Source organism: Streptococcus oralis subsp. oralis, assembly GCF_000960035.1.
Lineage (GTDB): Bacteria > Bacillota > Bacilli > Lactobacillales > Streptococcaceae > Streptococcus > Streptococcus oralis_G.
This window is the reverse complement of the sequence record NZ_JYGR01000003.1, coordinates 22,872-35,994: the sequence shown is the minus strand read 5'-3', so window position 1 is coordinate 35,994 and position 13,123 is coordinate 22,872. Positions and strand designations below refer to the sequence as shown.

At 42.4% G+C, this 13,123-nt stretch carries 14 protein-coding genes; 3 read left to right on the top strand and 11 right to left on the bottom strand.

Annotated features, from left to right (window positions below; translation table 11 throughout):
* Positions 1-2 precede the first annotated feature (2 nt).
* The 6 genes from rsgA to TZ92_RS01955 form a co-directional block, all read right to left on the bottom strand.
* On the bottom strand, positions 3-881 hold the full coding sequence (gene rsgA, locus TZ92_RS01980) for a ribosome small subunit-dependent GTPase A (RefSeq protein ID WP_033629378.1): 879 nt from the start codon (positions 879-881) through the stop codon (positions 3-5).
* Position 882: 1 nt separating this feature from the next.
* Positions 883-1,755, bottom strand: coding sequence for a 16S rRNA (adenine(1518)-N(6)/adenine(1519)-N(6))-dimethyltransferase RsmA (rsmA, locus tag TZ92_RS01975; protein ID WP_033629295.1), 873 nt, complete (start codon positions 1,753-1,755; stop codon positions 883-885).
* Entirely contained in the window at positions 1,752-2,087 is a 336-nt protein-coding gene (locus TZ92_RS01970) for a hypothetical protein (protein ID WP_033629294.1), read from the bottom strand. Before TZ92_RS01970 ends, rsmA begins: the two co-directional genes overlap by 4 nt.
* Before the next feature lie 193 nt (positions 2,088-2,280).
* Positions 2,281-3,135 carry an SDR family NAD(P)-dependent oxidoreductase gene (locus TZ92_RS01965; protein WP_033629293.1) on the bottom strand — a complete coding sequence of 285 codons (855 nt, stop codon included), beginning with the start codon at positions 3,133-3,135 and terminating at the stop codon, positions 2,281-2,283.
* An 11-nt stretch (positions 3,136-3,146) separates the two neighbouring features.
* The gene (rnmV, locus tag TZ92_RS01960; protein ID WP_033629292.1) at positions 3,147-3,710 is read right to left on the bottom strand and encodes a ribonuclease M5; all 564 of its coding nucleotides are present in this window, start codon (positions 3,708-3,710) and stop codon (positions 3,147-3,149) included.
* Complete coding sequence (locus TZ92_RS01955) at positions 3,707-4,483, bottom strand: TatD family hydrolase (RefSeq protein WP_033629291.1); 777 nt, start codon at positions 4,481-4,483, stop codon at positions 3,707-3,709. Before TZ92_RS01955 ends, rnmV begins: the two co-directional genes overlap by 4 nt.
* Positions 4,484-4,634: 151 nt before the next feature.
* Here TZ92_RS01955 and TZ92_RS01950 point away from each other — a divergent pair, with 151 nt between their 5' ends.
* Positions 4,635-6,479 (top strand): APC family permease, encoded by a 1,845-nt coding sequence (locus tag TZ92_RS01950; RefSeq protein ID WP_033629290.1) that lies wholly within the window; start codon positions 4,635-4,637, stop codon positions 6,477-6,479.
* A gap of 181 nt (positions 6,480-6,660) precedes the next feature.
* Here the strand turns inward: TZ92_RS01950 and rpmH are convergent, their stop codons facing one another.
* From rpmH to TZ92_RS01935, 3 genes are all read right to left on the bottom strand, one after another.
* Positions 6,661-6,795, bottom strand: coding sequence for a 50S ribosomal protein L34 (gene rpmH, locus TZ92_RS01945; RefSeq protein WP_000831905.1), 135 nt, complete (start codon positions 6,793-6,795; stop codon positions 6,661-6,663).
* Positions 6,796-6,939: 144 nt separating this feature from the next.
* Positions 6,940-8,154 carry a pyridoxal phosphate-dependent aminotransferase gene (locus TZ92_RS01940; RefSeq protein WP_000666454.1) on the bottom strand — a complete coding sequence of 405 codons (1,215 nt, stop codon included), beginning with the start codon at positions 8,152-8,154 and terminating at the stop codon, positions 6,940-6,942.
* Between the two features lie 143 nt (positions 8,155-8,297).
* Complete coding sequence (locus tag TZ92_RS01935; protein ID WP_033629289.1) at positions 8,298-8,597, bottom strand: hypothetical protein; 300 nt, start codon at positions 8,595-8,597, stop codon at positions 8,298-8,300.
* Between the two features lie 165 nt (positions 8,598-8,762).
* Here TZ92_RS01935 and TZ92_RS01930 point away from each other — a divergent pair, with 165 nt between their 5' ends.
* Entirely contained in the window at positions 8,763-9,215 is a 453-nt protein-coding gene (locus TZ92_RS01930; RefSeq protein ID WP_000079161.1) for a universal stress protein, read from the top strand.
* Positions 9,216-9,251: 36 nt separating this feature from the next.
* Here TZ92_RS01930 and TZ92_RS01925 read toward each other — a convergent pair whose 3' ends face one another.
* Positions 9,252-10,637: a Cof-type HAD-IIB family hydrolase gene (locus TZ92_RS01925; protein ID WP_033629288.1), complete on the bottom strand. Its 1,386-nt coding sequence runs from the start codon at positions 10,635-10,637 to the stop codon at positions 9,252-9,254.
* A 65-nt stretch (positions 10,638-10,702) separates the two neighbouring features.
* Between TZ92_RS01925 and TZ92_RS01920 the strand changes: the two genes are divergently transcribed.
* Positions 10,703-11,665, top strand: a complete 963-nt coding sequence (locus TZ92_RS01920) for an asparaginase (RefSeq protein WP_033629287.1) — start codon at positions 10,703-10,705, stop codon at positions 11,663-11,665.
* A gap of 246 nt (positions 11,666-11,911) precedes the next feature.
* On the opposite strand, the gene ccpA is transcribed toward TZ92_RS01920, so the two are convergent.
* Positions 11,912-12,922 carry a catabolite control protein A gene (gene ccpA, locus TZ92_RS01910; protein ID WP_001090635.1) on the bottom strand — a complete coding sequence of 337 codons (1,011 nt, stop codon included), beginning with the start codon at positions 12,920-12,922 and terminating at the stop codon, positions 11,912-11,914.
* Positions 12,923-13,123: the final 201 nt, after the last annotated feature.

Sequence of the window (13,123 nt, the reverse complement as noted above, 5' to 3'; positions counted from 1 at the left end):
CCTTATTTTGGAATTTTTTTACTGACTTTTTTATAGGTTTCTCTGCGATTTTCAATTTCACTGAGAAATTGCAGGTAGTTGTCAAAACGGAAGGTTGCAATAGCGCCTTCTTCTACAGCCGGCTTAACCGCACAGGACGGTTCATGGGTATGGGTACAAATACGGAATTTACAGTCTCGACTGACACTGGCAATCTCTGGAAAGGCCTGATTGAGGTCTTCAGCCGTTGACACTTCATAATCCAGTGATGAAAATCCTGGCGTGTCCGCGATTTTACCCCCATTGAGATTGTAAAAACTAACAGCTCGAGTGGTATGGCGACCACGACCTAGACTGTCTGAGATCTCTCCTGTTTCAAGATTGAGATCTGGTGCGATTTTATTGAGGAGGGTTGATTTTCCAACACCAGTCTGCCCCATAAAGACCGTCACTTTCCCTGTCAACAGAGGTAAGAGCTCTTCCTTACTGGTCACAAAGTCATAACCAATGGCACGATAGGTTTGTTGGTAAAAACTTAATTCTTCCCTATCTTCCAGCAAATCCATTTTGGAAATATAGACGATGGGATGGATGCCCTTGTGTTCCAAAAGAACCAAGAAACGATCCAACAAGTTGCTGTTGAAGTCCGGTTCCTTGACGGACATGATCACCACAGCTTGGTCAATATTGACAATAGGCGGACGGACCAGACTATTTTCCCGTTCGTGAATTTTGAGGATATAACCTTCGGAATTTTCCTCTGCAGAAAAATCTACCCAATCCCCAACATAGGGTGTATGACCTTTTTTACGGAAATTCCCACGCGCGCGTGTTTGATAAACCTGACCGTCACTCTCCACATAATAGAAGCCCGCCAAAGCTTTAATGATTTGTCCCTGCATCTTAGAGTCCTTGTCCTTTGAGCGCATCTGCTAAACTAGCAAATTCTTCCAAGCTTAGTGCTTCCCCACGTACACTTGGTGACAAACCTGCTTGATCCAAAGCCTTGGTCAGCTTATCCTTGACTTCATCAGTTTTCCCAAAGTAGCCTGTTAAGTTGTTCCACAAGGTCTTGCGACGATGAGTGAAACTAGCCTTGGAAACCTTAAAGAAGAAGTTCTCATCCTCTACCGCAACCGCTGGCTCTGGACGACGCACCATTTTCAGGATAGCCGAGTCAACATTTGGTGCTGGCACAAAGACCGTACGAGGCACGATAAAGGCAACCTTGGCTGTCATGTAATACTGGACAGCGATCGACAAACTACCATAAGCCTTGGTATTTGGCTGTGCTGAGATGCGATCTGCCACTTCTTTCTGCATCATGACGACAAACTCACTAAAAGGAATGCCACTTTCAATCAAGTGCATGAGAATAGGCGTTGTGATATAGTAAGGCAAGTTAGCTACCACCTTAATTGGCAATTCTGGATTTTTGAAATTCTGGATATGTTGCGCCAAATCAACCTTGAGAATGTCCTCGTTGACTACGGTAACATTGTCAAAATCACGCAAGGTATCTGCCAAAATCGGTACCAAACGGTGATCAATCTCAAAGGCCATAACCTCTGCCGCACGCTCAGCCAAAAACTCCGTCAAAGCACCAATTCCTGGCCCAATTTCAATGACATTAACCTGATCGTCAATTTCAGCTGTATCCACGATCTTTTGAAGAATATTGGTATCCGTCAGGAAATTTTGCCCGAAGGACTTTTTAAAGGTAAAACCGTGACGCTCCAGCACTGCCTTAGTCACGCTATAATCTGCAATTCTCATTTATTCTCTTTTCTAATATAGTATGCTTCCGGGGTATAATGATAGAGCAAAACAAATAAGGGAATCTCAGTAATTCCTTCCAGCATTTCTTTTAAGACCGCATCTGGATGAATAATCTCTCGTGTTTTGGTGAAATAAACACCTTGTTCCCCATTTCGATTACGGAGTTCCCAAGCGACATTGTTTCCTTGAACAGACGGCAAATAACGTTCCTTTTCTAGAAAGTCAAAAAATTCGTTCACCGTCATATCTTCAGGAATCTCAAATTCTGTCTCATGAGGCAATACATCGTCCCCCATACATACAGAATCTCTATTAACTCGAATTTTCATTTCGCACTGTCCTTATAAGTTTCTATTTTAACGCTATCAAAATAAATCTAAGTACCTCTATTGTAACACATTCCCTTTGTATTTTTGGACTATCTGGTTATTGTTATTACTTTTCAGGACTCTCCAAACAGATTTCGATATCTAAATTTCTTTCCACTATTGAAGTAAGCATAAAATTTATTTTTCTAATTCTTTATAGATTGTCTCTTGAAAAGGTCAGTTGTTCAAGTAAGGAATAGAGTTTTGCTTGCTCCGCTTCTTCATAAGCAAATCTATTTGCTTTTACTTCCCTACATTTCTCGTCATACAAAAACCCGTCATATCCATCTTCTGTAGATAAGGCTGTATAGACTTTGGCCATTTCTTCAGGGCTAATTGAAAATCTTGACTTGATTTTATACAAATTTTTCATAAAAGCGCTGAGGTGATCATAGCGGCGCATATCAACTTTGACATTGGTCACACGGATTGCCTGAATTTTGATACCTTTCCAATGTTTCCGCATATAATGCGACAGCATCAACAAGGCCAGTTTATTCTGATAATAGGTCTTGGCAGGACTATAATGTTTTTGACCAGCTAAATTTTCAAAATCAAGCTTCATGAAAGGATAAAGCATCAGCCCTTGGGAAGAGATATTAATAATCCGACCACTTTTTGACTTTTCCAACAAACCTTTCAACAAGATAGAAAGCAAGAAAGGGGCGACAACATTGGTCGCAAATTGCTTTTCTAATCCCTCCCTAGTCAGGATGGGCTTTTTGACTGACAAATCAAAATCAGCCGCATTGTTCATTAAAACATCTAAAGTCTCTTCTTTTTGGATATACTGTTCTACCGCTTTCCTGACACTCTTCACATCAGATAGATCAACCAATATATAATCTACATGTGGGTTTCCTGTTTGTTGACGGATTTTCTCACAGGCTTGCTCAGCAGCTTCTTTCCGTCGGCAAAATAGAGTCACTGACCAGTCCTTTTCAGCTAATTGTTTTGCAGCCTGATAGCCAATACCACTATTGCCACCCGTAATAATCACTTTTTTCATTTCTGACTCCGTTAGTCTGAATACTTAGCCATCACTTCTTCCACTTCTGCCAAGGTTACTCCAAACAACTCCAACCGCTTGAGGAGTTGCTTGCCGTTGGAATAGCCGATGCGGAGCTGTTCGCCTAGATACTCTCGGCGTCTACGACTGTCTGCTCCCGCCAAGAAACCTAGGCGAATCAAGTCACCACGACTGATGTCAAACTCGTTCTTGTTTTCAAATTGCTCTGTCACCTGAGCCAGCGCTGTTTTTAGATCTTCGTAGCTGGCGTGTTCGATTCCCAGTGAACGCCCCTTGGTCTTGGATTTGGGAACAGCCTCATCTCGCTTGAGAAAGGCATGCTGCACTGTTGGAAGGGCCGTCATAATCATGCGACGAATGCGCTCACCGTTAAAGTCAGGATCTGTAAAGACAATGACTCCATGCAGTTCATGCAGGCGTTGAATTCGCTCTATATCTTGATTATTGATTGCCGATCCTCGTGTCTCATAGGTCTCTACGTCAAAATAACGTTTGAGATTAGCTGTATCATCCCGTCCTTCGACTACGATGACTTGGGAAATTTTCTCTTTCATGATTGTTTTTCCAATCCAAAAATACGCTCGGCATTGGCACTTGTCACAGCAGCTAATTCTTCTGTCGTCATGCCACGCAAGTCAGCGATAAAGTCCACCACATAGCGAGTATAAGCTGTTTTGTTTTCGCGACCCCGTTTAGGAACTGGTGCCAAGTAAGGGGCATCCGTCTCTACCAAAATCTTTTCCAAAGGAAGTTCTCTGGCAGCTTCTTGGATATCCGTCGCTTTCTTAAAGGTCACCACTCCTGAGAAGGAAACGGTCATGCCAAGCTCAACAAACTTTTCAGCCCACTCAAGAGAACCTGAAAATGAATGCATGATGCCACCACGAGGACCAACTCCCTCGCTCTTGATGATCTCATAAGTATCTTCTAGCGCATCACGGGTATGGACCACAAAAGGTAAATCTAACTCCTTGGATAATTGAATCTGACGGCGAAAAACCTGCTCCTGCACCTCCTTAGATGCTGTCATCCAGTGATAGTCCAAACCAATCTCCCCCAAGGCAACAACTTTGGGATGTTTTAGTTTTTCAAGCAAGTAAGCTTCGACCTCGTCTGTATATGTCCCTGCTTCAGTCGGGTGCCAGCCAATAGTTGCGTATAGTTGCTCATACTCATCTACTAACTCCAAGGCGCGCTCTATAGTCGGCTTGTCAAAGCCAACAATATTCATCCGCGTCACACCCATCTCAGCAGCCAAGGCGATTTCTTCTGCCTCACGTCCTGCAAATTCTTCTACATTTAAATGTGTGTGCGTATCAAAAATCATCTCTTCTAACCTCATTTTCTTCCATCTATTATACCAAAAATAGCATCCCCCGGCTTGTAAAAATATTCTAATACCGATCATTCTCCCTTGACTGCCTTTTTTCAAAGCAGTATAATAACACTTATTGAAATTTTCATCAAAGGAAAAGAAAATGTTTAGAAAATTAAAATATACCTTTATCGGTCGACCACTCAAGTCTCTCACAGATAGTGAAGGGGGATTACTTGGAAAAATGCAGGCACTTGCAATGTTATCCAGTGATGCCCTGTCTTCTATTGCCTATGGACCTGAACAAGTCATTCTCGTTTTAGTCAGTCTCTCTCCTCTCGCTATTTGGTGGAGCCTCCCTATCGGTATTTTTGTCCTCTTACTCCTCGCTAGTTTGACCATTTCCTATCGTCAAATTATTCACGCCTATCCTCAAGGTGGAGGAGCTTATATGGTCACTCGGGAAAATCTCTCCCCTGAACTAGGCTTGATTGCAGGGGGTAGCCTCCTTGTTGACTATATGCTGACAGTAGCCGTATCCGTTGCGTCTGGAGCTGATGCTATTACAGCAGCCATCCCTGCCCTCCATCCCTACAATCTTCATATCTCTATTTTCCTAGTCTGCCTGCTCATGCTCTTGAATCTAAGAGGATTGAAAGAATCTGCCAGCTCTCTGATGATTCCCGTCTACCTCTTTATCTTCAGTACCGTCTTTCTCTTGCTTTATGGATTCTTTCAACTATTTACAGGTTCCCTAAACTATCAGGCGACTTCAACCATTGGACAAACCGTTCCGAGCCTTTCTATCGTTCTCCTATTGAGAGCCTTTACCAGTGGCTCTGCCTCTCTGACAGGGGTTGAAGCTATTTCAAATGCGGTACCATTTTTCAAAACTCCGAAAGAAAAGAATGCTGCTCAGACCTTGACCATCATGTCCCTCATTTTAGGATTTCTTTTTGCAGGCATTACCTTCCTAAACTACTGGATGGGCATCACTCCTCAAAATGGAGAAACCATCCTCTCGCAAATGGCCAAGGGTATTCTTGGTGATTCATTCTTTGGTCATGCTAGCTACTATCTCTTCCAGTTCTCAACAGCCTTGATTCTAGCTGTAGCTGCAAATACTGGCTTTTCAGCCTTCCCTATGCTGGCTTACAATATGGCTAAAAATAAGTACATGCCTCATCTCTTTATGGAAAAAGGAGATCGTCTTGGCTACTCCAACGGTATCTTAACTTTGGCCTTTGGGGCTATGATCCTTCTTCTCATTTTTAATGGGAATACTGAACGCTTGATTCCTCTTTATACTATCGGGGTCTTCGTTCCCTTTGCCCTTTCTCAGACTGGGATGATTCGCCATTGGAAAAAGGAAAAAGGAGCAAACTTCTTAAAACCTGCCTTTGCTAATATCCTTGGGGCCATCATTTGTTATGCTATTGTCCTCATTTTACTCCTCTTCAGACTGGGTGATATCTGGCCATTCTTCCCAATTATCCTAGTTTTAACCTTCCTCTTTTTGTCCATTCACAGCCATTACCAAAAAGTGGCAAAACAACTACGACTCTACGAAGGAATTGAAAAGCGCACTTATGACGGTAACCTTGTTCTTGTCCTAGTAGGAAATGTTACTCGAGTAAGTGTCGGAGCCATTAACTACGCTCAAAGTATCGGTGACGAAGTGTTGGCCATGCACATTTCTACTAAAGAAACGGCCGAAAAAGACCAAGAAATTCTTCAGGAATTTGCCGATTACTTCCCAAATATCACTCTGAAGAATATCAATACCAGCTACCGCGACATCATCACCCCTAGCGTTAAGTATGTCAAACGAATCGCCCAAGAAGCTAAGCAAAAAAACTACACCGTTACAGTTCTTGTACCACAATTTATCCCTAACAAGCCTTGGCAAAATATCCTGCACAATCAAATGAGCCTCAAACTAAAATACGCTCTCAGATGGCATGAAGACGTCGTTATCGCTAGCTACTCTTATCACTTAAAAGAATAAACAAAAACTCAAAATCAGTAACTTATATCTGATTTTGAGTTTTTTGTATGTGACCTTTTAAACGATCTCTCCATGAATTTCATCTAAAATGACCGATTTCGTAGACAGTTCACCCTTTAAGATAAAAAGAAAAGTCAGTAGACTCGAGTTCCTACTGACTTCTTTGTTGAATTCGTTTGGATTAAGCAGCCAAAACTTTGCGTCCTTTACGACGACGAGCTGCCAATACGCGACGACCGTTTTTAGTTGACATACGGTTACGGAATCCGTGTTTGCGCGCACGACGAAGTTTACTTGGTTGATAAGTACGTTTCACGATGAATACCTCCTCATAGATTTTGTATTCGTTTAGCCGGCTATAAAGTGATCAGTTACTAAACATACTTTACTATTCTATCTGATTCTGACCTATTTGTCAATAGCTCTAAGTAAATGTTTCCTGCTTTTCCCTATGAAAGCCTTATCTACGATACTGACTCAAGAAACGTGTCATCTTTTCTTGGATTTGCGCTAATTCGTCCACACGAGGAAGGTAAACGATACGGAAATGGTCTGGTTCCTTCCAGTTAAAACCACGACCATGAACCAAGAGAACCTTTTCCTGCTTCAAGAAATCAAGAACGAACTGTTCATCATCATCAATGCGGTACATATTGCGGTCGATTTTAGGGAAGATATAAAGACCCGCCTTCGGCTTGACCGCAGACAAACCTGGGATATCTTGAATGGCATTGTAAATGAAGTTTCTTTGCTCGTAAATCCGTCCACCAGGAAGGAGCAATTCATCTACTGACTGGTGCCCACCTAGTGATGTTTGTACGACTTGCTGGGCCAAAACGTTAGAGCAAAGACGCATATTGGACAGCATATTGAGACCTTCGATATAGCCCTTGACATGGTGCTTAGGACCAGACAAGACCATCCATCCTACACGGAAACCGGCGATGCGATGAGATTTTGACAGACCATTCATGCTGACACAGAAAACATCAGGTGCCAAGCTTGCCACAGGTGTATGCACATGCCCATCCATCACCATGCGGTCATAAATCTCATCCGCAAAGATGATCAAATCGTTTTGACGGGCAATCTCAATAATCTCCAACAAGAGTTCCTTAGGATAAAGGGCTCCAGTTGGGTTATTTGGATTGATAAGGACGATTGCCTTGGTATTGGAAGTAATTTTTGACTTAATATCGTCAATATCTGGGTACCATTCTGCAGCTTCATCACAGATATAGTGAACGGCATTTCCCCCAGCTAGGCTGACCGCGGCTGTCCAGAGAGGATAGTCTGGCATAGGCACCAAGACCTCATCGCCATTATCCAAAAGCCCTTGCATGGACATAACAATCAGCTCACTGACACCATTTCCAAGGTAGATATCATCAATGTCCACATTAGGGAATTTCTTCAGTTGGCAATACTGCATGATGGCCTTACGGGCTGAAAAAATCCCTTTGGAATCAGAATATCCCTCACTATCACGCGCATTCATAATCAAGTCATGAATGACCTCGTCTGGCGCTGTAAAGCCAAATTCTGCTGGATTTCCTGTATTCAGACGTAAAATCTTTTCTCCGTTTGCTCGCATCCGCATAGCTTCTTCCAAAACAGGGCCACGGATATCATATGCAACATGCTCTAACTTACTAGACTTGTTATATTCTTTCATCTTGTTTCCTCAATTCATAGAGATAGTAACATTATACCACTAGAAAGGGATTGCGACAAGTTTCCTGAAATGAGCAAGCAAAGAAAAAACTCACAACGACTAGGTTCTCACCGTCTAAACAACTAGAGTACAGAAACATTTTCTCACATACCAAAAGACAAACCTAGAAAGACCAGCGCTAAAAAGGAGTCATATAAAAGATTAAACATGAGAAAGAGCCCCCACGTGACCAAATAGTCCAAGCGACCACTTCTCTTTGCAATCACAAATAAAATGATGTGGTAGACTAGGTGAAAGAGAAGAAATCCAACAAAACCTGGATATAGAACGAGCACGACTCTTTCCAGCTGCCAAAGCATCACTACTTCACCTACAAGTGACGCAAGGATCATTCCATGATAAAGAAAACTTATTTTTTTAGAAACTTGAACAGAATCTTTCATACTTTCTCATCCCCTCGCTGTGTTTCCTACTATCCGTTTTCTTTTATTTTAACATATCTCCACCAAATGGAATCTCCGATAATATTTATTTAAATATGATTTTTACTTTACTTCTTTAGTGAAAAGGGTTACAATAACAGTAAGAAAATTTCAGGAGGTTTCATTATGGCACAACGTTACCAAAATGTTATGGTCGCAATTGATGGTTCTAAAGAAGCGGATTTGGCTTTCGTCAAAGGTGTTTACACTGCTCTACGCAACGAATCCAAGCTCACCATTGCCCATGTTATCGACACACGCGCTCTTCAAAGCGTGTCTACCTTTGATGCTGAAGTTTACGAAGAACTCCAAGTCGATGCTGAAAGTCTGATGAAAGAGTACGAAAAGCGCGCAAGAGATGCTGGTGTGACCGATATTCACATCGTCATCGAAATGGGAAATCCAAAAACCCTCCTTGCCCGTACTATTCCAGACGCAGAAAATGTCGACCTGATTCTCGTTGGTGCAACAGGGCTCAATGCCTTTGAACGCCTCTTGGTTGGCTCTTCATCTGAGTACATTCTCCGCCATGCAAAAGTCGATTTGCTGGTCGTGAGAGAAAGAGAAAAAACATTGTAATCATTAAAAAAGGGAGCCTCTAGCTCCTTTTTGTTTCTATTTTTTTCTTTCTTTATGTCGCTCATAAGCTTTAAACTGACGTTGTAGTTCCTGTCGGATGGCAGGCTCTGGAGCATATTTTTCTTCCCAGTCATCTGGTTTTAAAATCTTGTGTGTAACTGGGTCAAAATGAGCTTTCCCATCAGGGAAAACCTTCCCCATATTTGCTTCATGGACAATATCAAAAATGCGTTCTGGGTCTACTCCCATCAAAACAAAACTACCGTATGTAAAATACAGTGTGTCAATCAAAGCATCCACTTGACCGACCAAATTTTGCTTCGCAGGCGTCTTTTTCGCCACTTTCTCAGCCGCCTTATCAAGTGCCTCATGCATGCTTGCAAGGGAGTTTTGGAATTCTTCCTCCGAAGAACTTGCTGCGCGAACAAACTCCACTAATTCTTCAATTTTAAAGTCTGCGCGGTGGGTTGCACCTTCAGCATCCCATGCCTGTGGCTCTTCTTGAGTTCGTTCATCCATCATGTGGTGGAAGGTCTTGACCTTATTAAAGTGGTAGTCTCGACTGACAAACACTTTTTCTGAAGCCAAAACACCAAAGTGCTCGAGCGCCTTGTGGATACCATCTTGTTGATTACTTGCCGTAATATGCTTGGCAACTTCTTTGACACTGCTACTGCCATTTCCCATAGCGACCGACATACCAACACCCGCTAACATTTCCAGATCGTTGTCTGAATCACCAAAGGCCATGACTTGGTTGAGATCAAAGCCATATTCTTTCCCGACTCGGCGAATGCCTTCTAGTTTGGAATTTCCTTGGTTAATGATATCTGCTGCAAAAGGATTGCTTCGAGTTAATTTCAAGTCGTCAAAATCACTTGCTGCCTTCTCAGATTCTTCTGGCGTCATCAGCATCAAAACTTGGTAAATGGGTTGGTTAATCAAGTTAAGCAAGTCGTCTTCCTTTTGAGGAACTGCCTTGCTGACCATTCGATTAAAGGAACGGCTAACGGTTCTTGTCAGAACAGTCGGAATAAAACGACTAACCAGTTGGGAAAAGGAGCCGAGACCAAATGACATAATTTTCGAACCAACAACGGCATGCTCGGTTCCAAGAGCGATTTCTTTACGCTCCTTTTTAGCGTAAGCAATCAGTTGACGCAGGCTTGACTTAGCAATCGGACTTGCAAAGAGCACCTTTTCTTTATTAAAAATGTATTGGCCATTGTAGGTCACCGCAAAGTCTAAGTCCAAGTCTTCCATCAATTCCTTGACAAAAAACGGGCCTCGTCCTGTCGCTACTCCAACAAGCACTCCTTGCTCTTTGACAATCTTAATCGCGTCCTTAGTGGATTTCAAAACACTCTTGCGATCGTTGACTAGCGTTCCATCGATATCAAAAAAAACAGCCTTGACTTCCATCCTATCCCATTCTCCCCTTTTGTGTTACAATGATTATACCACATTTCAGAAAGAGTGACTAAATCATGCCTAAGAAAATCCTTGTTTTACATACAGGTGGGACTATTTCCATGCAAGCAGACGCAACTGGTGCCGTTGTAACTAGCCAGGAAAATCCCATGAACCATGTTTCCAATCCGCTTGAAGGGATTGAGGTTCATGCCCTAGACTTTTTTAATCTGCCAAGCCCTCATATCAAACCCAAGCATATGCTTGCACTCTATCATAAGATTAAAGAGGAAGCTGATAACTATGATGGAGTTGTCATCACACATGGTACAGATACCTTAGAAGAAACAGCCTACTTCCTTGATACCATGAAAATTCCGCCCATCCCCATCGTTCTAACAGGGGCCATGCGTAGTTCAAACGAACTTGGTAGCGACGGTGTATATAACTATCTGAGCGCTTTGCGAGTTGCCAGCGATGACAAAGCAGCCGACAAGGGTGTACTGGTCGTCATGAACGACGAGATCCACGCAGCCAAGTATGTTACCAAAACTCATACGACCAACGTCAGCACCTTTCAAACCCCAACACATGGACCACTTGGCCTCATCATGAAGCAAGAAATCCTCTACTTCAAAACGGCTGAACCCCGTGTCCGGTTTGATCTTGAGCATATTCAAGGTCTGGTTCCCATCATCTCAGCCTATGCCGGTATGACAGACGAGGTGATTGATATGTTAGACTTGGAACAGCTGGATGGCTTAGTTATTCAGGCCTTCGGAGCAGGCAATGTTCCCAAAGAAACAGCTCAAAAGTTGGAAAATCTCCTGCAAAAAGGAATTCCAGTCGCCTTGGTCTCACGATGCTTTAACGGCATTGCTGAACCTGTCTACGCCTATCAAGGTGGAGGGGTACAGTTGCAACGAGCTGGTGTTTTCTTTGTCAAAGAACTCAACGCTCAAAAAGCGCGCCTCAAATTATTAATTGCCCTTAACGCTGGATTAAAAGGACAGGCTTTGAAAGACTATATGGAAGGCTAATCCTCTTCGAAAATCTCTTCAAACCACGTCAGCGTCGCCTTACCGTAGGTATGGTTATTGACTTCATCAGTTCTATCCCAACCTCAAAACAATGTTTTGAGCTGACTTCGTCAGTTTCATCTACAACCTCAAAGCAGTGCTTTGATCAACCTACGGCTAGTTTCCTAGTTTGCTCTTTGATTTTCATTGAGTATAACTCCTTCTCTAGAAAGCAAATCAGGAAATCTCACGATTCCCTGATTTTTTCTATTTACGTTTTCGTGTAGAGCGGCGCTCTGTCAAACCATGAGGTAAGAGAACTTCACGTTCTTCCAACTCTTCCTTATGCATAATCTTAGTCAACATACGCATGCTGATAGCACCTAAGTCATAAAGAGGTTGGGCAATAGTCGTCAAGTTTGGACGAGTGAATCGTGCAATCTGAGAGTCATCTGTCGTGATGATTTCAAACTCTTCCGGCACAGATACACCATGGTCAGCTAAACCATTCAACACACCTGCTGCCAATTCATCACCTGTTACAACTGCGGCTGTAGCTTGTGATGAAATCAAGCGTTCTGCCAAGGCATAACCATCGTCATAGCTGTATTTTGATTCAAAGACCAATCCCTCACTATAAGAATGTCCAGCTTTTTTCAAGGCTTCCTTGTAACCAATCAAACGAACCTTGCCATTGATATCATCGACGAGTGGTCCACTCACAAAAGCAATCTTTTCGTTTTCTTTGAGAAGGTAGCTTACAGCATCAATCGTTGCTTGTTTGTAGTCGATATTTACACTTGGAAGTTGGTGTTCTACATCTACAGTACCAGCAAGAACAACCGGTGTCCGTGAACGAGAAAACTCTGAACGAATCTTTTCAGTCAAGTGATAACCCATAAAGATAATCCCATCGACTTGTTTTGAAAAGAGAGTGTTGACTACTGAAACTTCCTTTTCATCATCCTCATCACTATTTGCAAGGACAATGTTATACTTGTACATTTCAGCAATGTCGTCAATTCCCTTAGCAAGTGTTGAGAAATAACCATTGGTAATGTTCGGAATCACAACTCCGACTGTCGTTGTTTTCTTGCTAGCTAAACCACGGGCTACCGCATTGGGACGATAGTCCAAGCGATCAATCACTTCTAGGACTTTTTTTCGAGTGTTCTCTTTAACATTCTTGTTGCCATTAACGACACGGCTAACTGTTGCCATTGAAACTCCTGCTTCACGGGCGACGTCATAAATCGTTACTGTATCATCTGTGTTCATTCCGTTTCCTTTCTATAATGAAAATTTCGCTTTCACGCATCTACTTACTCCATTTTATCACTTATTGTAAACACTTTCAAGTATTTTTTAGAGAAACTTTGGAAAAATTTCACAGTTTATTCCCATTTTGAAAAAGCAAGTACGATTTCTTGATTTTTAAGACATTTTGCTGTATGATAAGGAAAATAAAAGGGGGGGAGG

Excerpts from the sequence above, each read along its gene's own strand:
- rsgA (WP_033629378.1), bottom strand. The coding sequence starts at position 881 with ATGCAGGGACAAATCATTAAAGCTTTGGCGGGCTTCTATTATGTGGAG.
- rsmA (WP_033629295.1), bottom strand. The coding sequence starts at position 1,755 with ATGAGAATTGCAGATTATAGCGTGACTAAGGCAGTGCTGGAGCGTCAC.
- TZ92_RS01970 (WP_033629294.1), bottom strand. The coding sequence starts at position 2,087 with ATGAAAATTCGAGTTAATAGAGATTCTGTATGTATGGGGGACGATGTA.
- TZ92_RS01965 (WP_033629293.1), bottom strand. The coding sequence starts at position 3,135 with ATGAAAAAAGTGATTATTACGGGTGGCAATAGTGGTATTGGCTATCAG.
- rnmV (WP_033629292.1), bottom strand. The coding sequence starts at position 3,710 with ATGAAAGAGAAAATTTCCCAAGTCATCGTAGTCGAAGGACGGGATGAT.
- TZ92_RS01955 (WP_033629291.1), bottom strand. The coding sequence starts at position 4,483 with ATGATTTTTGATACGCACACACATTTAAATGTAGAAGAATTTGCAGGA.
- TZ92_RS01950 (WP_033629290.1), top strand. The coding sequence starts at position 4,635 with ATGTTTAGAAAATTAAAATATACCTTTATCGGTCGACCACTCAAGTCT.
- TZ92_RS01940 (WP_000666454.1), bottom strand. The coding sequence starts at position 8,154 with ATGAAAGAATATAACAAGTCTAGTAAGTTAGAGCATGTTGCATATGAT.
- TZ92_RS01935 (WP_033629289.1), bottom strand. The coding sequence starts at position 8,597 with ATGAAAGATTCTGTTCAAGTTTCTAAAAAAATAAGTTTTCTTTATCAT.
- TZ92_RS01930 (WP_000079161.1), top strand. The coding sequence starts at position 8,763 with ATGGCACAACGTTACCAAAATGTTATGGTCGCAATTGATGGTTCTAAA.
- TZ92_RS01925 (WP_033629288.1), bottom strand. The coding sequence starts at position 10,637 with ATGGAAGTCAAGGCTGTTTTTTTTGATATCGATGGAACGCTAGTCAAC.
- TZ92_RS01920 (WP_033629287.1), top strand. The coding sequence starts at position 10,703 with ATGCCTAAGAAAATCCTTGTTTTACATACAGGTGGGACTATTTCCATG.
- ccpA (WP_001090635.1), bottom strand. The coding sequence starts at position 12,922 with ATGAACACAGATGATACAGTAACGATTTATGACGTCGCCCGTGAAGCA.